This is a genomic window from Agrobacterium tumefaciens (assembly GCF_005221385.1).
Classification (GTDB): Bacteria; Pseudomonadota; Alphaproteobacteria; order Rhizobiales; family Rhizobiaceae; genus Agrobacterium; species Agrobacterium tomkonis.
The window spans coordinates 2,114,515-2,133,024 of record NZ_CP039904.1 but is presented as its reverse complement, the minus strand read 5'-3'; the positions used below and the strand labels follow the sequence as shown (position 1 = coordinate 2,133,024).

17 protein-coding genes are annotated in these 18,510 nt (G+C 58.9%); 10 read left to right on the top strand and 7 right to left on the bottom strand.

The features are described 5' to 3' along the window. Positions 1–5: 5 nt before the first annotated feature. The 7 genes from CFBP6623_RS24955 to tnpA form a co-directional block, all read right to left on the bottom strand. Complete coding sequence (locus tag CFBP6623_RS24955) at positions 6–956, bottom strand: FAD binding domain-containing protein (RefSeq protein ID WP_080843183.1); 951 nt, start codon at positions 954–956, stop codon at positions 6–8. Then, a complete protein-coding gene (paoA, locus tag CFBP6623_RS24950) occupies positions 953–1,600 on the bottom strand; it encodes an aldehyde dehydrogenase iron-sulfur subunit PaoA (protein WP_175415507.1) in 648 nt (215 codons plus the stop codon). Before paoA ends, CFBP6623_RS24955 begins: the two co-directional genes overlap by 4 nt. Before the next feature lie 442 nt (positions 1,601–2,042). Next, positions 2,043–2,417 carry a VOC family protein gene (locus CFBP6623_RS24945; protein ID WP_080843181.1) on the bottom strand — a complete coding sequence of 125 codons (375 nt, stop codon included), beginning with the start codon at positions 2,415–2,417 and terminating at the stop codon, positions 2,043–2,045. Positions 2,418–2,456: 39 nt separating this feature from the next. Further along, entirely contained in the window at positions 2,457–3,263 is an 807-nt protein-coding gene (locus CFBP6623_RS24940; RefSeq protein WP_137002593.1) for an AraC family transcriptional regulator, read from the bottom strand. A 518-nt stretch (positions 3,264–3,781) separates the two neighbouring features. After that, positions 3,782–5,437 carry an IS66 family transposase gene (gene tnpC / locus CFBP6623_RS24935; protein WP_233282618.1) on the bottom strand — a complete coding sequence of 552 codons (1,656 nt, stop codon included), beginning with the start codon at positions 5,435–5,437 and terminating at the stop codon, positions 3,782–3,784. Between the two features lie 45 nt (positions 5,438–5,482). Next, positions 5,483–5,830 carry an IS66 family insertion sequence element accessory protein TnpB gene (tnpB, locus tag CFBP6623_RS24930; protein ID WP_080842789.1) on the bottom strand — a complete coding sequence of 116 codons (348 nt, stop codon included), beginning with the start codon at positions 5,828–5,830 and terminating at the stop codon, positions 5,483–5,485. Further along, positions 5,827–6,237: an IS66-like element accessory protein TnpA gene (gene tnpA, locus CFBP6623_RS24925; RefSeq protein ID WP_080842790.1), complete on the bottom strand. Its 411-nt coding sequence runs from the start codon at positions 6,235–6,237 to the stop codon at positions 5,827–5,829. The genes tnpB and tnpA overlap by 4 nt, the downstream gene beginning before the upstream one ends. Before the next feature lie 34 nt (positions 6,238–6,271). Between tnpA and CFBP6623_RS24920 the strand changes: the two genes are divergently transcribed. The 10 genes from CFBP6623_RS24920 to CFBP6623_RS24870 all read left to right on the top strand — a co-directional run bounded on the left by CFBP6623_RS24920 (position 6,272) and on the right by CFBP6623_RS24870 (position 18,496). Beyond that, a complete protein-coding gene (locus CFBP6623_RS24920; RefSeq protein ID WP_208613761.1) occupies positions 6,272–8,293 on the top strand; it encodes an FUSC family protein in 2,022 nt (673 codons plus the stop codon). Further along, positions 8,290–8,499, top strand: coding sequence for a DUF1656 domain-containing protein (locus CFBP6623_RS24915; protein WP_080843179.1), 210 nt, complete (start codon positions 8,290–8,292; stop codon positions 8,497–8,499). Before CFBP6623_RS24920 ends, CFBP6623_RS24915 begins: the two co-directional genes overlap by 4 nt. Continuing rightward, entirely contained in the window at positions 8,496–9,374 is an 879-nt protein-coding gene (locus tag CFBP6623_RS24910) for an efflux RND transporter periplasmic adaptor subunit (protein WP_080843178.1), read from the top strand. Before CFBP6623_RS24915 ends, CFBP6623_RS24910 begins: the two co-directional genes overlap by 4 nt. Before the next feature lie 187 nt (positions 9,375–9,561). Then, complete coding sequence (locus tag CFBP6623_RS24905; RefSeq protein ID WP_232370466.1) at positions 9,562–9,999, top strand: hypothetical protein; 438 nt, start codon at positions 9,562–9,564, stop codon at positions 9,997–9,999. Positions 10,000–10,308: 309 nt separating this feature from the next. Next, positions 10,309–11,337, top strand: a complete 1,029-nt coding sequence (locus CFBP6623_RS24900; RefSeq protein ID WP_080843177.1) for a ketopantoate reductase family protein — start codon at positions 10,309–10,311, stop codon at positions 11,335–11,337. A 49-nt stretch (positions 11,338–11,386) separates the two neighbouring features. Next, the gene (locus CFBP6623_RS24895) at positions 11,387–11,959 is read left to right on the top strand and encodes a TetR/AcrR family transcriptional regulator (RefSeq protein ID WP_080843176.1); all 573 of its coding nucleotides are present in this window, start codon (positions 11,387–11,389) and stop codon (positions 11,957–11,959) included. Between the two features lie 12 nt (positions 11,960–11,971). Continuing rightward, positions 11,972–12,574 (top strand): 2-hydroxychromene-2-carboxylate isomerase, encoded by a 603-nt coding sequence (locus CFBP6623_RS24890; protein WP_080843175.1) that lies wholly within the window; start codon positions 11,972–11,974, stop codon positions 12,572–12,574. 113 nt (positions 12,575–12,687) lie between these two features. Then, on the top strand, positions 12,688–14,064 hold the full coding sequence (locus CFBP6623_RS24885) for an FAD-binding oxidoreductase (RefSeq protein WP_080843174.1): 1,377 nt from the start codon (positions 12,688–12,690) through the stop codon (positions 14,062–14,064). Positions 14,065–14,102: 38 nt separating this feature from the next. Next, positions 14,103–16,508 (top strand): molybdopterin guanine dinucleotide-containing S/N-oxide reductase, encoded by a 2,406-nt coding sequence (locus tag CFBP6623_RS24880; RefSeq protein WP_080843173.1) that lies wholly within the window; start codon positions 14,103–14,105, stop codon positions 16,506–16,508. Positions 16,509–16,840: 332 nt separating this feature from the next. Then, positions 16,841–18,496, top strand: a complete 1,656-nt coding sequence (locus tag CFBP6623_RS24870) for an ABC transporter substrate-binding protein (protein ID WP_080843171.1) — start codon at positions 16,841–16,843, stop codon at positions 18,494–18,496. Positions 18,497–18,510 lie beyond the last annotated feature (14 nt).

The following is an 18,510-nucleotide window of genomic DNA, read 5'->3' as shown; positions in this document are numbered from 1 at the left end:
GGCGATCATCCTCTCGCTTCGGCGATCACGGCGCCGAGTGTGCGCTCAACGAGATCGATCTTGAACTTGTTCTGCTCGGTAGGATGAGCGTCGGCGAGGAGAGCGTTCGCTGCGACCTTTACTCCCTTGGAGAGTTCCTCGTCCGCAGCTTCGAGGCGCCACGGCTTGTGAGCGACGCCACCAACTGCCACCCGCCCTGTGCCGTCCGGCTGAATGACTGCACCAACAGAGACCAGCGCGAACGCGTAGGAAGCTCGGTCGCGGACCTTGCGATAGATATGCTTTCCTCCGATCGCCGGCGGTAGCACCACTGCGGTAATGAACTCGCCCTTCTCCAGGACCGTTTCGATTTCGGGCGTATCGCCGGGCAAGCGATAGAAGTCGGCGATCTGGATTGTTCGGCGGCTGCCATCCGGCTTTACGGTCTCGACGAGCGCATCGAGTGCGCGCATGGCGATCGCCATGTCGCTCGGATGCGTTGCGATACAGGTGTCGCTCACCCCCACCACGGCGTGCTGGCGACTGAAGCCGCCGATGGCGGAACAGCCACTTCCCGGCGAGCGCTTGTTGCAGGGCTGTGCGGTGTCATAGAAATATGGACAGCGTGTGCGCTGCAAGAGGTTACCTGCGGTCGTCGCCTTGTTGCGAAGCTGGCCCGAAGCGCCAGCGAGCAAGGCGCGTGACAGGAGCCCATAGTCGCGCCGGACGGTTACGTCGGCGGCAAGGTTGGTGTTGCGAACCAGCGCTCCAATGCGCAGGCCTCCCTCAGACGTCTTTTCTATCGTGTCGAGACCGAGACCATTCACGTCGATCAGATGTGTCGGCGTCTCGATCTCAAGTTTCATCAGGTCGAGAAGATTGGTGCCACCGGCAATAAACTTTGCCTCGGAGTTCGAGACGGCCGCCTTGGTTGCAGCCTCAATAGATGAGGCCTTTTCGTAGGTGAAGGCTTTCATGCTTTTGTCCCCGCGACTTCTACGATGGCCTCGACGATGTTGGAATAAGCGCCGCAGCGACAGATGTTGCCGCTCATCCGCTCGCGAATTTCCGCCTCGCTAATCGTGGTCTGCGCATTGAGATCGCCAGTGACGTGGCTCGGGACGTTCGCCCTGATCTCCTCGAGCACCGCCACGGAGGAACAGATTTGCCCTGGCGTACAGTAGCCACACTGGAAGCCGTCATGCTTGACGAACGCAGCCTGCATCGTGTGCAGATTGCCGGGTTGTCCGAGACCCTCGATCGTCGTCACTTCGTCACCATCGTGCATCACGGCCAGCGAAAGGCACGAGTTGATGCGGCGTCCACCGACCATCACCGTGCACGCCCCACACTGACCGTGATCGCACCCCTTCTTGGTGCCGGTCAGGTGAAGATGCTCGCGCAGAGCGTCGAGAAGGGTCGTCCGATTATCAACCTCTAGGTCGCGGATTTGCCCGTTGACCTTCAGCGATACGTTTGACATGTGATTCATGGTTTCTCCTGCGGACTGGGCTGCCGCTGCCCTGGTGACAGTGGTGGCAGCGACGGTGGCGGCAGAAGAGATAAGTAAATTCCGGCGTGAAAGTTCAAATTGACTGGTGCCTGGCATGATCAGTTCCACTTCATCGGTTGGAGAAACCAAAGGTCTCGTATCACCGGAGCGAGATCGCGGATCGTTATAAACGGATGATCGGGAGTGGGAGTTCCCCGATAGGTCTTCTAGACAGGGCGCCTAAATCAGCTACCGGTTGGGACTTACGTCCCTCCTGCGGCGCTTTGTGGTGAATCCCGGGTCGGTTGCTATGCCATTCAAGATACGCCTGACGTCGTGTAGCAGCACTATGATCTGTTCCTGCCGCAAGACAAAGTCGCATAGCCGCCAAAATCATCAATCAGGTTTGGGAAGCTACATACCGACGACATGCTGACTGCATGTATTCTCTTTATTACTCAGGCTGGGAATGCAAAACCTCCGATTCGGTATTTTTAGAGGCGATCCAGACCCACGCTACACGCCCGCTCACCCTCCCGTCCTTGATCACTAGGCGCGACGCTGAGCAACCTCATTTCAACTGATGCGTCCGCGCGGAAAGTTTGTTTCCGTCGGGGTCGCGAAGATATGCGACGAACGCACCGTTTGGACGTTCCGTGGGCGGGTTCTCGATTGCCATGCCGCCATGTGCGACACCAGCGGCATGCCATGCCACGACATGGTCGGGGGTCGTCGCCGCAATACCGATCGTTCCGCCATTGGCAGCGGTCGCCGGCTTCCCGTCGATCGGTTTCGTTATCATCAACTGCCCTCCTTCATGAGCGTAGATCAGTCGACCTCTCGCATCCATCTCGCCGGGCTTGCCCCCTAGGGCAACAAAGGTTGCGTCGTAGAATTTTCTGGATCGTTCCAAGTCGTTACTGCCGATCATGACGTGGGTGAACATGCTTTATCCCCTTTCAGGTGATAGCTGAATTTCATGATGCTACCGCTCAAAGTTACCTAAATATCTGGCTGGCGATGTGCCAAGTGCTTTCTTGAACATGGTGATAAACGCAGACACGGATTCATATCCAAGGTCGCCCGAAACCTGCTGAACTGTCGACCCGGCCGCAAGGCTACGGATTGCGACGATCAATTGCAGCTGCTGTCGCCAACGACCGAATGTGAGGCCGGTCTGGTGCTGGACGAGACGTGCGAGCGAATTCTCACTCATCCCGACCCGCCTTGCCCATAGCGCCATCGTACTGCGATCGGCAGGGTGGTCGGCCAGCTCTGATGCAATCCGCACAAGCCGGGGCTCATCTGTAAGCGGGAGATGAAGATGTTCTATCGGCATCTGCGGCAATGCCGACAGAAGCAGTGTTGCCATGAGTTCTGAATCTGCGGTCACTGCTGCAGGCTGACTAGCCATCTCAATGATAAGTTCCCGGATGAGCGGTGATAGAGACAGTGTGCAGCACCGATCCGGCAGATCGGCAGCGCCCGGCTCGATGAACAGAAAAAACAAACGGGCGTTGGCGGTTGCCACGTTGCTATGCGGCATGCCACCGGGAACCCAGACGCCGCAATGGGGCGGCACCATCCACATCCCGCTTGGAACGCGACAGGTCACGCCGCCCCGTGAGGCCATGACAAGCTGTCCTTTTTGGTGGCGGTGTTCAGGTGCCTCCCGTTCGTTCTGGGATACATCGATCCTCACAGCGTGCACTCGCGCCGCGGACTTTTCTAGGTCGTGGTCGTCCAAGGCTGCAGAAAGGGATAAAGGTGGATGGTGGAATTTAGTCATCATTTGAGAGGATATCTAAATTCATCAACAGGCTTTGTCGATAGAGTCATTCCAGATAATTCGGAGAACGACAATGTCGGTGCAACATCATGAGCCTGGATACTGGTCTGATATCTTTCAGACAGAAATTCGATTGCCTCAGACGTGTGATTCCAAGCATTGCATCATGCTTCCAGACAGCGTGGGTCGCGGGGCCAGCCGCATAGCTATCGCGCGAATGGCCGTAAAAACCTTCCTTGAGAGAGTTGGCGTTTGGTTTGCCCGCCGATCACGGACACCGTCGGTCGTTTCACGCGCTGATCTGTCGGATGCTTATATGCATGCATGCTTAGCGACACCGTTTTTTTGCTACGTCTCGCCTGAACTCTATGGACTGACCACCTCCAGGGGTGACAGAGGCGCGACGCAGGTCGACGCTCACCCGGTGGATGACTTATGAGCGCTCGAACCTTTGTCACCCCCGGGAACGTGATTTTTTCATTGAAGACGTTCCTTGGTAAGCATCCGGCGAAGGCCGCAGGTCAGGCCGCCTGAGCACTCAGCGTCTTGGGTGTCCAGTTCCACGGCAGCAATTGCTCGAGCCTGCTGATCGGCGTGTCCGCAATGTTGGCAAGGACGTCGGCAAGCCAGGCCTGCGGGTCGATGTCATTGAACTTGGCGCTCATGATCAGTGTCGCCATGAACGCCGCACGTTCAGCACCACGATCCGATCCGGCAAACAGCCATGACTTCCTGCCGAGCGCAAAGCCTCTGAGCGCTCGTTCGGCAGCATTGTTCGTCAGGCAAATCCGGCCGTCTTCCAGGAATGACGTGAAGCCATCCCATCGCTTGAGCATGTAATCTATCACCTCGGCGACGGGAGAACTGCGCGACAATTTTGCCCGCTCGGTTTGGAGCCAATCATGCAGCTCTTCGGCGAGTGGCTGGCTGTCTTTGCGGCGGCGCTCCAGACGCTGCTCGGCGGCAAGACCGTTGATCTCCCGTTCGACATAGAACAGGGCATCGATCCGTTTGACGGCCTCCAATGCCATTGGCGAGATCGGCGCAGCTTTGCTGCCACGTTTGGCGTTCGCGGCGATGTCGGCCAGCACGAAGAACTTGCGGCGTGAATGTGCCCAGCAAAGTGCTTGGCGCAGAGGCGCGGGATCGCGATCTACCTTGAACAGCGGATTGTAGCCGCCATAGGCATCCGCCTGCAGAATGCCGGAGAAGGTCTTCAGGTGGCGTTCGGGATGCTCCTGTCGCCGGTCTCGCGATGCGTAGAACAAAGCCGCAGGCGGTGACAGCCCGCCAAACGGCCGGTCATCCCGGACATAGGTCCAGATGCGGCCCGTATCGGTCTTTCCCTTCGCCAGGATCGGCACGGTCGTGTCGTCGCCATGCAGTCGCTCGGCCGCCAGGACATGGGCCTCGATTAACGAATGGATTGGCTTCAGGGCCGCTGCACAAGCGCCGACCTGATCGGCCAGCGTCGACATGCTGAGGTCGATCCCCTCGCGGGCATAGCGCTCGCTCTGGCGATTGAGCGGCTGATGCTGGGCGAACTTCTCGAACAGGATCATCGCCAGAAGGTTCGGGCCGGCAAAGCCGCGCGGCGTCACATGGAAGGGTGCTGGCGGCTGCGAGATCTTCTCGCATTCGCGGCAGGAGAACTTCTCCCGCACGGTCTGAATGACCTTCCACTGACGCGGGATGACCTCCAGGGTCTCCGTGATGTCCTCACCGAGCTTCGACAGCTTGGCCGAGCCGCAGCAGGGGCAACTCGTCGGGGCAGCGATGACGACGCGCTCGCGCGGCAGATGTTCGGGGAACGGTTTCCGTGATGGTCGCTTGCGCTCGAAGGCCCTGACGGTCGAGGCATTGGCTGCGATCTCCGCCGCCAGTTCATCTTCGCCAGCATCAGCCTCCAGCTCCTCGAGCTGCAGTTCCATCTGTTCGAGAAGCCGCGCTTTGCGCTCGGAGCGGCTGCCGTAGAGCTCGCGGCGGACCTTCTCGATCTCCAGCTTCAACCGCGCGATTAGCGCCTCGGAATGCGATACGAGCGCCTTCGCGCTGGCGGCCTCTGCCTTGGCGGTCGCGGCCTCTGCCTCGGCCGCAATCCGCAGAGCACGCTCCGCCGCCAGGGCCGCAAGTGCGCCGGCAAGGTCGTCGGGAAGCTGTTCAGCCGCATCGTCCATGACCTGATGGAATCATATTCCATCCAGCGATTCCAGCGTTTTTGCTTATCCGGCCGACGTCGGTCGCCAGGTTTTTTGCGGCATCCGCCAGTCGATCCCTTCCAGCAAATAACCGAGTTGCCCAGGGGTAATCACGACCGTCCCATCGGCCGACGATGGCCATATGAAGCGTCCACGTTCCAGCTTCTTCGTGAACAGGCAGGCTCCTTGGCCATCATGCCAGATGACCTTGATCAGGCCACCGCCACGACCGCGGAAGACGAACAGGTGTCCGCACATCGGATCGCGCTTCAGCGTCTCTTGCACCATCAGTGACAGACCAGGGAAACCCTTGCGCATGTCTGTATGGCCTGTCGCCAGCCAGACCTTCACACCAGCGGGGACCGGGATCATCGCCGACCCAGCACACAGTCGAGAATGCGACCGAGCGCCTCCGTGTCGATGTCGCTGTCCACACGGACACGGCGACCGCGGCCCAGCTCAATCGTCACATCGCTACGCTTCCGACGGGGTTGCGGCGCGACTGGCGTTTCCGTGGCGGCGGGCTGGACTGCCGGCGAGGCCTCCGACACGATCACGGGCACCAACGTGCTCGCCGTATCAGGCCTCGGTTCCTCGATTCGGCAGAGTTCCTTGCGCCACCGAAAGAGCTGGCTCACGTGGATGCCGGCCGCACGGGCAATCTCGGAAAGAACCGCACCAGGCTCAAGGCAGGCTGCAACTAGCCGCTCTTTGTCCTCGCGAGACCAGCGCCGACGGCGCTCGACAGACGTGATCACTTCAATCGGATGCTTCGTCATAGGACTACTCCTAGTGTTTGCACTAGGACTTCCGATGTTCGCATCAAGCTCGCAAGACGGCCCTCACCGTGGGCTTACGTTCCTTGCGGCAATGCTTGCTTATTACATCGCGATAAGGTTCGATCTGCCGCGACCGTTTTGGGCCGTTTCAACCGTCTACATCATTGCTCATCCCTTTTCGGGCGCCATCTCATCAAAATCATTCTATCGACTGCTGGGAACGCTGATCGGGGGCGGGGCGACCATCATTATGGTCCCAAATCTCGTGAACTCACCCGCACTGCTTTCCGCAGCGATTATCTTGTGGGTGTCGGGATGCACGTTCATCAGCCTTCTTGACCGCACACCCCGCAGCTATATTTCCCTGCTGGCCGGATACACCGTGCTTCTCGCAGGATTTCCACTTGTCACGGCGCCGGCAAGCACGTTTGACACTGTCGTTGCGCGGGTCGAGGAGATCGGACTTGCGATCCTGTGTGCCTCGATCGTCAGCCACGTTGTTTTTCCAGTCCATGTCGGCACTGCACTGCTCGGGCGGATCGATGCTTGGATGGCAAGGGCGCAGGCGCTCCTTGCGGCAACTGCAACCGCCAAGGCGGATCAAGCCCGAAACAGAGCGGAACGATACGCCTTGGCGGCAGAAGCGGCGGACCTGCGGTCGTTCACAGTCCACCTTCGATATGACGGGTCGAGATATCGAGCTGCCGTTTCGCTTGTGAGGTCACTGCAGCACCGCATGGTCGCCATTCTTCCGTTGTTGAGCGAACTCGAGGATCAGCGAAGGGTATTGACCAGGCTCGATACTCCGGGCACGGAGCAGGCCATGTCGATGATTGCGGCGATCGGATCAACATCATTAAGCTCCCCGGAATTCTTCGGGATCAAAACCGAGGCGCCAGCCTTTGTCGAAGCGACTCGATCATGGAAAGTGCTTCTTCTTGCCAATGTTTCGCGGAACTTGCGAGATATTGCTCAAGTTTCTCATGAGTATCAGTCGCTTCGAGACGCTTTGAAGGAAGAGAATGCAGCGAGGGCAGTTGGTCGCTTCGCGTGTCGGGAAAACATCCCAGCCCAGCACGCTGACATCGCCATGGCGTTACTTTCGGCACTGGCGGTTGCGATCTGCCTAACAACATCAATCGCCTTCTGGATCGCCAGCGGATGGACCGATGGCATGACATTTGCCCAGATTTCAGGCGTACTTTGCTGCCTTCTGGCGACGATGGACGATCCGGTGCCAGCCATGCGCAAATTCGTGTACGTCACCCTAGGGTCGGTCATCGCTGCGTCCGTCTATGCCTTCGCGATCCTTCCGGCGATCGATGGTTTTGTGCCGCTTGTCGCTGCACTAGGCCTCTTCCTGATACCTGCAGGGATTTGCCTTGCCGTGCCTTCGCTTGCGATCGTCGGCATGGGCCTTTGTATAAACTTTCCACTTCTTCTTACTCTTCAGGCACACCAGAGCAGCGACTTCATGACGTTTGCAAACTCGGCTACCGCGACTGTTCTTGGGATGGTCTGGGCGATCGTGGTGTGCGGCATCTTTCGATCTGTGAGAGCAGAGACGAATGCCAGGAGGCTTTTCTCAGTGACACGGGCGCATGTTGCCGGGATCGCGGCGGGCCAGCATGCCGACGCGCATGTCACGCGCCATCACGTCATCGACGTGGCAGGCATGTTTGCAGTCAGGGCGGCGAAACTCCCTGCCACCTCCGACACCTCCGATGCCGACCTGATAAGGGACCTGCGCGCGGGGCTGCACATAACGGCAATGCAGGTGCGCTTAGATGAAGCCTCGATACCTGTTTGTGTCCAGGCCGAAGTTATCTTCTCGGCGTTGGAGCTCTTGTATCGGATGACGCCCGCCAAGCGTGGCGAGGCCATGGAGCGTGCACTTGGTATGCTGGACGCCTTTATTCTTTCAACCGCGGACCTCTGCGTAACGGACGCCGACACGGAACTCATGGTGCACGCGGCCGCTCTTCGTCTGTGCCTTGCACCGGAGACGGATCCTCCGGTTTCGACAACCTCCCCATCGAATAGGAATGCCAAGTGACCGGACAATTCGACCTCTATGGTGTCTTCCTGCCTTGGTTATCCGCGCTCGCGGTGTGTGCATACGGTCTGCTCCGGGTACTCATACCGGTGTTCGGCAGGCTGGGGCTTTATTCAGCGGTGTGGCATCGCTCGCTGTTCAACCTCGCGCTTTATATCACCCTCCTTGGCGTGCTTTCCGCTATTCTCAACTGGTTGCAGACATGACAAATTTTACCATCACCTTGGGCAGAGCCCTGTTGACCTTATCCATGGCATGTTGCGCAGCGGTACTAAGCTGGCACCTGTGGTCTTTCTACATGGAAGCGCCGTGGACACGCGACGCTCACATCCGGGCAGATATCGTTCGTCTGGCACCAGATGTGTCGGGACCCGTCACAGAGGTTTTAGTATCCGACAACGCGCAAGTCGAAAAAGGGATGCCCCTGTTTCGGATCGAAGCAGACCGTTTCGAACTCTCGCTACGCCAGGCAGAGGCCCAAGTGCGGAGCAGTAAGGCCGCAGCGGATCTGGCGAAGATCGAATTCGAACGATATCAACTGCTCGCCTCTAAAGAAGCCGCCAGCCTCAAGGAGCGGCAGCACGCAGAAAGCCTGCGGCACCAGGCAGACGCCGCTTACCAATCGGCGATCGTCGCCCTTGATCTGGCGAAGCTGAACCTTGACCGGACAACCGTGAAAGCGCCAGTCTCGGGCAAAATCACGAACTTCCCTTTACGTCGGGGCACCTATGTCTCCGCCGGAAATGCGGTCGGGGTGCTAATCGAAAGTGACGCCATCTACGTTGCGGGGTATTTTGAAGAAACGAAACTCCCGCGGATCCACGTCGGAGATCGCGTGAAGATCGAGATCATGGGAGAACAGCAACCGATTATCGGCCATGTCGCAGGTGTTGCCGCCGGGATTGAGGATCGTGAGCGAAGCGATTCTGCAGGCTCGCTAGCTAGCGTTGCTCCGACATTTTCATGGGTCCGTCTGGCCCAGAGGGTTCCGGTGCGGATCGAGATCGACGACGTTCCGAAGTCGGTCAACCTGATTGCGGGGAGGACCGCAACAGTCTCTGTTAAACCGAGGGGCAACTGAGGCGTAAACCCATGCGTCGGAATGCGTAGATCAAGGTGCACGCGCGTCCCAGCTTTTTCGTGACCTCATTCTGTCAAGGGTTTCCTCGGCGATGAGCCATGCATTTGTCTGGTTTAAGGCATTCCGAAAGCATGGTGTCTGGGACCACGTTAAGCCGCAAAGCATGCTACTACCAACCCAGTAGCTCTTGCATAGGAATCGAACCGGCAGCTCGCGGCTGGCCGCGCAAAACGCCGTTGCCGCAATCGATTCACTCGGTCTCGGCTCTTGCTACGTTGGCGGCATTCGCAACAGGCCGGAAGACGTATCCCGCGAACTGAACCTGCCTCCCGCGACGATTGCCGTCTTTGACCTGACGGTCGGCTATCCCGACCCGGCGGTGAAAACCGATGTCAAACCGCGCCTGTCGCAATCATCCATTCTGTTTCATGAAACCTATTCGGAACCGGCACGCGACGATCTCAATTCTTACGATGAGGTCTTGAAGGTGTTTCAGAAAAAACAGGGCCTGCAGCAAAACGGCTGGACGGCGCCCATCGCCCAACGTGTGGAGAACGCCGCCGCGCTGAAGGGCCGCGCGGAACTGAGCCAGACATTGCGTCGCCTCGGTTTCGGCATCAAATAAACTCCGTTGCGGCTGACGGTATTGAACGCTGACGCGCCTCCGGCTCGGCAATGCGAAGCGCCGGCCAGGGGCAGCGCAATCTCTCCCGAAATCGCCGATTTCGGGAACTGATTTTCTACAAAATTAGTAGATATAGAATGACCGGTCTTCCTTCATACTGCTCGCAGGCTTTACGATCTGTCCCAGAGTGCTTTTGAACCGTGTGTTACCGCGATCCTCAATTGCTATCCGCACAGAGCGCCGAACCTATCAGCAGCCAAGCTCTCCGGGAAATCCGGAGCGCGAAAAAGACAAGACGAGAAACGACAGATGCCACGTTACGTTATCATCGGCGCCGGTGCGGTGGGCGCGAGCCTTGCAGCGCAGTTCGCACTTTCCGGCATTGACTATGCACTTTTCGGACGGGGCGCCCAGATCAGCCATATCAGGCAGCATGGCCTCACCTTTCAGCGCCCCTCGGAGACGCGGCAGATCGATTTGAGGGTTTTCGACCTGACAGATATTCCGGAATTGACGCCGGATGATGTCCTCTTGCTCACCGTGAAAGCGCAGGATGCCGTCAGCGCGCTCGCCTTCTGGTCCTGGCAAAGCGTCTCGAACACAACGACACCGGCGGCGGCAAATCTTCCGATCGTAACTTTTCAAAATGGACTGGCGACCGAAGCAAATGCCCTGAGAACATTTTCCAGGGTCTATGGCGCAAGCATTCTGACCCCGGCGCGGTTCACCGAAACCGGCAAGGTGGTGGTTGGCGGCGAGCCGCAATTGGGCATCGTGACAGTCGGGCGCTTTCCGCTCGGGCAGGATGACGTGACCGCGCAGGTCACGGCAGACCTGAACAGGGCGGGATATCTTGCTGAGCCAAGCGACGATATCCGCCGATGGAAAGCAGCAAAGCTCCTTCACAACGTTCGCAATGCCCTGGAACTGTTCGACGGTCCGGCCGATCTGAACGACAGGATCAGCACGGCTTTGGTGGATGAGGCCCGCCATGTGCTGGAAGCGGCAGGCTACACCCTTGCCTCGCCTTCCGAGCGAAGCCTCGACATCTCGAACTGGCGGGTCGCGCCGAACAGCGGAATTCACCCGGGCCAGCAATCGACCTGGCAGAGATTCAGGCGCGGAGCCTCGAGCGAAGTGGATTTCCTCAACGGCGAAATCGTTCTGCTGGGCCGGATTCACGGCGTTCCGACGCCCTATAACGAAGCCGTGCAAACGCTTGCCGGAAAGCTGGCACATCAGGGCGGGTTTTCAAAGCCGCTGCCGCTCGATGCGATCACGTCTCTCATCGCCGCCCCGGACCGGGCGGCGCATGCCAGTCCTGCCGTCACTTCATGACCGGCAATCCGTATCAGCGCGACTTTTGAAACGACAGTGTGAAACGATAATGCGAGAAGCCATATCAGACCATATCCTCACCGCCGCTGGCACACTCTTCTATCGCGAGGGCATCCGGGCCGTCGGCATAGATCGGATCATCGAAGAAGCAAATGTTGCGAAGGCGACGCTTTATCGGCATTTCCCGTCAAAGGATCATCTAGTTGCGGCCTATCTGCAGGCGCGGCACGAGCGAGTGATATACTCGCTTCAGAAGGTACTGGAGGAGGACATGGCTCCGAAGGAGCAGATCCGGTTGATCTTCGAGCAACTCCACGAAAAGGCCGATAGCCCGGATTTTCGCGGCTGCGCCTTCGCTCTTGCGGTTGCGGAACATGGCGAATCCGAACGCGTCGTGGTCGTTGCGCGTGCCCATAAGGCGAAGGTCAGGGACGTGTTTGCCGCTGTCCTGGCAAGAGCCGGCAGCACGGTGGAGATTGCCTCTGCCCATCTCTCCCTTCTCTACGAAGGGGCACTGGCAACCGTCGCCGTCGGACGCGATCCCAAAGCAGTGCTGATTGCGCGAGACTGTGCTCTCTCCGTCTTCGACACGGCCGCCGCCTCCACCAATCAACCCAACTGAAAGCAGCAGATAATGACAAAGACGATCGATTATTTTTTTAGCATCGGCTCCCCTTGGGCCTTCATCGGTCTTGAACCGTTTGCTGCGCTGGCGAAAGAACAGGGTGCCGCGATCCGCCCTCATGTCATTCCGCTGATCGAGGAGAACGGCGGCATTTATTCACGAAACCGGCCAGAGGCCAGACGCGCCTACTGGATCAGGGATCTGAAGCGCTGGGCGGCATTGCGCGAAAAAGTGCTCAATTTCGACAATCGCGCAGCTCTCTCGGATCCCGCACCCGCCGGCCTGATGGTCGCGGCGGCGATCGAGACGGGCGATGACTGGCTCAAGCTGGCGGTTGCGCTTCAGGAGGCCTTCTGGGTTCGTGGTGAAGACATCGGCAACGCAGATGTCCGCGGGGCCATTGCGACAGCCGCAGGCTTTGATGCTGCAGCGCTCGACAAACACGGCCAAAGCGATGCGGTTGCAGCATTGCAAAAGGCCAGCTTCGAAGCCGCCAGGACAGCCGGCGTGTTCGGCGTGCCGACCTATCGCTATCAGGATGAACTCTACTGGGGGCAGGATAGCCTTCCATTCCTAGAGCGTCATCTCAGGGGCGAAAAGCTCGCCGCCTGATATCACCGCCAGATGGCGGAGACAGTCTGGCGTTCCGCCGGGCGCGCGCTTCGCCTTCAACGTTTGTAAGTCTGTCGTGGCATTTTGCTGCCTGGCTCCCACGGAATCTTCCTATGCCTGAACTATCCCCTTCTCTCATCCAATCCCTGGGGGACCTCCTCGGGGAGCGTCTTTCAACGTCCCTGACATTGCGCGAGCAGCATGGGCGCGGCGAAGCGCATCATGCAGCCGTGTTTCCCGACGCGGTCGCTTTCGCTGAAACCACCTCCGAAGTATCCGAGATCGTGCGGCTATGCGCAGCGGAAGGGGTGCCCGTCATCGCTTTCGGCGCCGGCACTTCGCTCGAGGGGCATTTGACGGCTGTCAATGGCGGGGTCTCAATCGACCTTTCGCGGATGTCGACGATAACCCGTATCAGCAGTGAGGATCTGGATTGCACGGTTGAGGCCGGCGTCACGCGGGAGCAGTTGAACATATATCTGCGCGACATGGGATTGTTCTTTCCCATCGACCCTGGCGCAAACGCCTCGATTGGCGGCATGGCCGCAACCCGCGCTTCGGGCACCAATGCCGTCCGCTACGGAACGATGCGGGAAAACGTGCTCGGGCTGACCGTGGTGCTGCCGACCGGTCAGATCATCAGAACCGGCGGTCGCGCCAGAAAATCTTCCGCCGGATATGATCTGACGCGGCTGTTTGTAGGCTCGGAAGGAACGCTGGGGATCATCACCGAAATAACGCTTCGTCTCTACGGAATACCGGAAACCATCTCGGCGGCGCTCTGCTCTTTCGAGAACGTCGAACAGGCGGTGGCATCAGCCATTCAGGTCGTGCAGCTGGGCATCCCGGTCGCCCGCATGGAGCTTATGGACCGTGGCCTGATCAGGGCCGTCAACGCCTATTCCGGGCTGGACCTGGAGATCGAGGACACGCTGGCTTTCGAGTTTCATGGCTCACCCGCCGGCGTTCAGGAACAGGTCGACATGGTATCCGCCATCGTGGAGGAACATGGCGGCAAGGATTTCGAGTGGGCCAATGCACCCGAAGAGCGCAATCGTCTCTGGAAAGCGAGGCATAACGCGTTTTATGCCGTCGTATCGCAGAGGCCAAACGCCAAAGGCTGGTCATCGGATGTCTGTGTCCCGGTCTCCCAGCTCAGCAATTGCATATTAAAGACCCGCGAACTTCTGAAGGATTGCAGCGTGCCGGCGGCTATTCTCGGCCATGTCGGCGACGGCAATTATCATGTCGTCTTCGCGGTCGATCCCGGCAATGCGGAAGAGCTCGGCGAAGTGGCGGCCATCAACAAGAAGATGGTGCAATATGCCCTCTCTGTCGGCGGTACCTCGACCGGCGAACACGGCGTCGGCACCGGGAAAATCGCTTATCTGCGCGAGGAACATGGCGACGCGGTTGATCTGATGGCGCTCATCAAACATGCGGTCGACCCTGCCGGCATCATGAATCCGGGGAAAATCCTGCCGAAATAGAATTGCCACGTTGCAATCCATGATCGTGAGGCCATGCGATGAATTCCTTCAAGACTCACAGTTCCCACTGGGGTGCATTCTCCGGACGCTTTGCAAATGGGCGACTGGAGATAGAGCCCCACCCCGGTGACCCGCATCCATCACCGCTTCTGGGCAATCTTCCAGCGATTGCCGACAGCCCCGTTCGCATCAAACGGCCTGCCGTCCGGCGGGGCTGGCTTGAACGCGAGACCGGCCACGCGCAGCGACGCGGCGCTGACGATTACGTCGAGGTCAGCTGGGCCGAAGCGACGAAGCTGGTCGCGGATGAGCTGAAAAGGGTCTATGACGGTCATGGCCCGAGCGCGGTGTTCGGCGGCTCCTATGGCTGGTCGAGTGCCGGCCGGTTTCATCACGCACAAAGCCAGATTCACCGCTTTTTGAACGTCCTTGGCGGATATGTCCGGTCCGTCAACACGTATAGTTCCGGCGCTGCCATGGTCATAATCCCCCATGTGCTTGGACCGTATGACAGCTTCGACCGCAAGAGCGTGACCTGGGACGCGATCGAACGCAGCAGCGAGCTGGTGCTCGCCTTCGGTGGAATGGCGATCAAGAACGCCGATGTCCACGGTGGAGGGATCAGCACGCATTCCGTACGGCAGAAACTGGCCGGCGCGAGCGCTCGCGGTGCGCATTTCACATTCATCAGCCCGTTGGCAGACGATTTTCCGGGTGATTTGAATGCCGAGTGGCTTCCCATTATTCCCGGTACGGACACGGCGATGATGCTCGGGCTTGCTCATGTCCTCGTCGCGGAAGGACTGCACGACCGGGCGTTTCTGGAGCGTTATACGGCTGGATATGATCGGTTCGAGAACTATCTTCTTGGCAGGGAGGACGGCCAGCATAAAAGCCCCGAATGGGCGGCCGCGATCTGCAACATCGACCCGGAGACGATCCGCAAGCTGGCGCGAAAGATGGCCAGTTCCAGAACCCTGATCACGGTCAGCCATTCGCTGCAGCGGGCCGATTATGGCGAACAGCCGGTGTGGATGGGCATTGTCCTTGCCGCCATGCTTGGCCAGATCGGACTGGACGGCGGCGGATTTTCCTATTCCCTTGGCGCATTGGGCAATATCGGCAAGAACCTTCCCGCCGTTCCCTTGCCAACGCTGCAGCAATTCAAAAATCCCGTGCCGGACTATATTCCCTGTGCGCGCATCGCCGATATGCTGCTCAATCCCGGCACCGAGTTTCATTACAATGGAAACGCACTCCGCTATCCTGATATCCGGCTTGTCTATTGGGCGGGTGGCAATCCGTTTCACCATCATCAGGATATCAACCGGTTGCGGGCCGCTTTCCGGCGTCCCGAAACGATCATCGTCCACGAGTCCGCCTGGACCTCGACCGCGCGACATGCCGATATCGTGCTGCCCGCCACGACCACGCTTGAGCGTGACGACATCGGCGCCGCCGATCGCGATCCCCTGATGATCGCCATGAAGCGCCTGATCGCCCCTGTCGGCGAAGCACGCGACGATTATGAGATATTCGCCGGGATTGCGCGGGAACTTGGCAGGTTCGATGCCTTTACCGAAAACCGCAGCAGCAGAGAATGGCTCGCCTTCCTGTACGAAACGACCCGTCAGGTGCTTGCTGCGGGCGGCCACGACGCGCCCGATTTTGAAACCTTCTGGGAGCGGGGGGAACTGCTTCTTCCGGTTAAACCCGACGATGGTGGCCCGGCGCGCGCTTTCCTTCAGGGTCCCGGGACGGAGCCGCTGCCGACACCTTCAGGAAAGATCGAGATTTATTCCGAAACGGTCGAGGGTTTCGGTTATGAGGACTGCAAAGGTCATCCGCGCTGGTATCCCCCAAGAATGGAGACGCCCGATGACGCCCGCCTGCATCCCCTGCACCTCGTCTGCAATCAGCCGTATCAACGTCTGCACAGCCAGCTGGACTATGGCGATTTCAGCCGTTCGACCAAGATCAGGGATCGGGAGCCTGTCCGCATCCATCCGGCCGATGCCGCGGCCCGCGGAATATCTGACGGCGACGTCGTCAGGCTTTTTAATGCGCGCGGCAGCTGCCTCGCTGGCGCCATCGTCAGTGAGGACGTCATGCCGGGGGTGATGCAGCTTGCCACCGGCGCATGGTTCGAGCCGCAGGATTCCGCTGACGACAATGCCATCTGCATCCATGGCAACCCCAATATCCTGACCCGCGACATCGGCACTTCGAAACTGTCTCAGGGGTCGACTGGCCAGATCGCCAGGGTGGAGATTGAGCTTTTTACCGGTGATTTGCCGCCGGTCAGGATTTTCGAAGTCATGACATTTGCCCCGCGTGACACGGCATCTTCGGCGCCGGGCCATCATCAATCACCGGCGCGAGACGGCAATTTAAGGGCGCCTGAAACACCAATCCAAACTGTCGGCAAAATGGCGATAAAATAATTCACTAAATCGATAGAAAAAGAACAACCAGTCTTTCTCCCTCACGCCTGACTGCTAGGTTATGGGCAAGATGAACACCGCAACGAGGGACCGCGTCATGACTGGAATATGTAGAAGCGGGCGCGCTCCTCAGCCAAGCAGGCTTCCGGAAGCCGCTCGCTAACCCCGCGACGCCCAACCCGATCATCAATGAACTCCAGCATTCTCCCGCCCGGCTGAAAAGCCGGTGCGGCAACGGTTTGACGTGCGTTGTGCCGATGGCAGCAGCAGTCCGTCCGCAGTAGATGCAGAAATTGCAACGAAAAAAACTTTGAATTTATCAGGATCATACCATGACAAAACGTTCTTTCTCATTCTCCCTGTCGCGTCGCCGGCTGCGTTTCACAGCCTCCTTGGCGGTCTCGGCCTCGCTGTTTTTATCGACATTGGCACCTCTGAGCGCACTGGCGGCAGATACGCCGCGCGATGGCGGTGACATCACGTTTCTGATCGATTCACTGGGCGACACGTGGATCCCCAACAACAGCGCCATCTCCAGTTTCCAGGGCCACATCTGGGGTCATGTTACGGATAAGCTGCTTTACGTCGATGCCGAAGGCAAGGTCAGCCCCTGGCTTGCCGAACGCTGGGAGCAGAACGACACCGCAACGGAATTCACCCTGCACCTCAAAAGCGGCGTGACTTTCTCCGACGGCGAACCGCTTGATGCGAAGGCCGTCGTCGCCAATCTCGACATCTGGTATGCCGGCCGCAAGAACGAGGGGATCAACCCGATCGGCCTTTTCCCCAAGACCTATGATCACGCGGAAGCGGTCGATGCCACGACGGTCAAGGTAGTCTTCAAGAAGCCCACGCTCGGTTTCATTCCGACCCTTGGCTATCACGGTTCCATCCTGATCTCTCCCAAAAGCATCGCCCAGCCTGCCAGCCAGCAGGCAGACCTCAGCAAAACCGCCGGCAGCGGACCTTATGTGGTGGAGTCCTGGAAAGAGGGCGACCATGTCACTCTGGTCAAGCGCAAGGACTATAATTGGGGCCCCGCCGCAGTCGGCCATACCGGACCCGCCTATCTCGATACCATCACCTACAAGCTGGTGTCGGAACCATCCCTTCGCGTCGCTTCGGTTCAGTCCGGTCAGGCGGACGTCGCCTATAACGCCTCGCCCCAGGAACTGAAATCACTCAAGGAGGAAGGCTTTACCGTCGCGACGCCGCGTTATCTCGGCTTCGTCAACGGCTGGGCGGTCAACACCAAGCTTCAACCCTATGATGATGCGAAGGTGCGTCAGGCACTCCAGGCAGGCATCAATCGCCAGGAAATCATCGACACCGTCTATACGCAGGACTGGAAGCTTGCGACGTCGTTCATCCAGAGCAACGTCCCCGGCGCGACCGATCATAGCGATCTCCTCGCCTACAATCCGGACAGGGCGGAGAAGCTTCTGGACGAAGCCGGATGGGCCAAGGGCGCGGACGGCGTTCGGGTGAAAGACGGCAAGCCGCTGGAATTGACGATCCATTCCAATCCCTATCTGGCAACTTCGAAATCCGTCGATGAACTGATTGCCCAGCAGCTTGGCAGGCTCGGATGGAAGGTCAACATCAGGGCTTATGATGTCGTGACCTATGGCGAGAAGGTCAAATTCGGTGGCGCCGCAGTTCCCGCATATGAAGTCACGCGCAGCTTCATCGATGCCGGCACGGTCGCCAGCATCCTGACCAACGCCAACAATGGCGAGAACTGGTTCGCGCTGGATGAGCGTGATGCAAAGCTCAACGACCTGCGTGACAAAATCGCCGGCGCGGGTTCGGTCGAGGAACGAAAGCCTCTTCTGGACGGCCTGCAAAAATACGTGCTGGAACAGGGCTATTTCATACCACGCACCCAAATCGTCCAGCGCATTTACGTGCAATCGCCGAAGCTGAAGGGCGAAGTCTATAACGGCGTCGCTTACGCCAGCTACTACACAGCGTTCATTGCCGAATGAGGCCAGCGCCCACC

What these genes read in the sequence shown, in the direction of transcription:
- CFBP6623_RS24955 (WP_080843183.1), bottom strand. Translation starts at nt 956, where the DNA reads ATGAAAGCCTTCACCTACGAAAAGGCCTCATCTATTGAGGCTGCAACC.
- CFBP6623_RS24945 (WP_080843181.1), bottom strand. Translation starts at nt 2,417, where the DNA reads ATGTTCACCCACGTCATGATCGGCAGTAACGACTTGGAACGATCCAGA.
- CFBP6623_RS24940 (WP_137002593.1), bottom strand. Translation starts at nt 3,263, where the DNA reads ATGATGACTAAATTCCACCATCCACCTTTATCCCTTTCTGCAGCCTTG.
- tnpC (WP_233282618.1), bottom strand. Translation starts at nt 5,437, where the DNA reads ATGGACGATGCGGCTGAACAGCTTCCCGACGACCTTGCCGGCGCACTT.
- tnpB (WP_080842789.1), bottom strand. Translation starts at nt 5,830, where the DNA reads ATGATCCCGGTCCCCGCTGGTGTGAAGGTCTGGCTGGCGACAGGCCAT.
- tnpA (WP_080842790.1), bottom strand. Translation starts at nt 6,237, where the DNA reads ATGACGAAGCATCCGATTGAAGTGATCACGTCTGTCGAGCGCCGTCGG.
- CFBP6623_RS24920 (WP_208613761.1), top strand. Translation starts at nt 6,272, where the DNA reads ATGTTCGCATCAAGCTCGCAAGACGGCCCTCACCGTGGGCTTACGTTC.
- CFBP6623_RS24910 (WP_080843178.1), top strand. Translation starts at nt 8,496, where the DNA reads ATGACAAATTTTACCATCACCTTGGGCAGAGCCCTGTTGACCTTATCC.
- CFBP6623_RS24900 (WP_080843177.1), top strand. Translation starts at nt 10,309, where the DNA reads ATGCCACGTTACGTTATCATCGGCGCCGGTGCGGTGGGCGCGAGCCTT.
- CFBP6623_RS24895 (WP_080843176.1), top strand. Translation starts at nt 11,387, where the DNA reads ATGCGAGAAGCCATATCAGACCATATCCTCACCGCCGCTGGCACACTC.
- CFBP6623_RS24890 (WP_080843175.1), top strand. Translation starts at nt 11,972, where the DNA reads ATGACAAAGACGATCGATTATTTTTTTAGCATCGGCTCCCCTTGGGCC.
- CFBP6623_RS24885 (WP_080843174.1), top strand. Translation starts at nt 12,688, where the DNA reads ATGCCTGAACTATCCCCTTCTCTCATCCAATCCCTGGGGGACCTCCTC.
- CFBP6623_RS24880 (WP_080843173.1), top strand. Translation starts at nt 14,103, where the DNA reads ATGAATTCCTTCAAGACTCACAGTTCCCACTGGGGTGCATTCTCCGGA.
- CFBP6623_RS24870 (WP_080843171.1), top strand. Translation starts at nt 16,841, where the DNA reads ATGACAAAACGTTCTTTCTCATTCTCCCTGTCGCGTCGCCGGCTGCGT.